This window comes from Tsukamurella conjunctivitidis, from assembly GCF_007858475.1.
Taxonomy (GTDB): domain Bacteria; phylum Actinomycetota; class Actinomycetes; order Mycobacteriales; family Mycobacteriaceae; genus Tsukamurella; species Tsukamurella conjunctivitidis.
The window spans coordinates 1-614 of sequence record NZ_VIGX01000157.1 but is presented as its reverse complement, the minus strand read 5'-3'; the positions used below and the strand labels follow the sequence as shown (position 1 = coordinate 614).

The 614-nt window shown below is 65.5% G+C and carries 1 protein-coding gene; it reads left to right on the top strand.

Features of this window, described 5'->3' with window-relative positions; all coding sequences use genetic code 11:
- Nucleotides 1-24 precede the first annotated feature (24 nt).
- A partial coding sequence (locus tag FK530_RS24825; protein WP_231706795.1) for an aminotransferase class I/II-fold pyridoxal phosphate-dependent enzyme occupies nt 25-614 on the top strand: 590 nt, incomplete at its 3' end.

Here is a 614-nt window from a genome sequence, read left to right as displayed (position 1 = left end):
CAGGCCGATGTGGTCCACGTGGACATGGACCACGACGGCCTGATCCCCGAGGCCCTCGAAGCCACGATCCGCCGCCTGCGCACCCAGGGCCGCCACATCAAGCTGCTCTACACGATCCCGAACTTCCAGAACCCCGCGGGAGTGACCCTCTCGGAGGAGCGGCGCCCCGTCATTGCCGAGATCTGTTCACGCGAACGCATCCTGATCCTCGAGGACAACCCCTACGGTCTGCTCGGCTTCCATGCCGACCCGCTCCCGGCACTCAAGTCGTACTCCCCGGATGGCGTGGTGTACCTGGGGTCCTTCTCCAAGATGTTTGCTCCGGGCTTCCGCATCGGCTGGGCGTACGCCCCCCATGCGATCCGTGACAAGCTGGTGCTCGCCTCGGAGTCCGCCATCCTCTCACCGTCGATGATCGGGCAGATGGCCATCGGCGGGTACCTGGCGGAGTATGACTGGTACGGACAGGTCAAGGATTTCCGAGCCATGTACCAGGAACGGTGCGACGCGATGTTGGGGGCACTGGCGGAGTACATGCCCGACTGCAGGTGGACGACCCCGGCGGGCGGCTTCTACACCTGGGTGACCCTGCCCGAGGGTCTGGACGCGAAGTC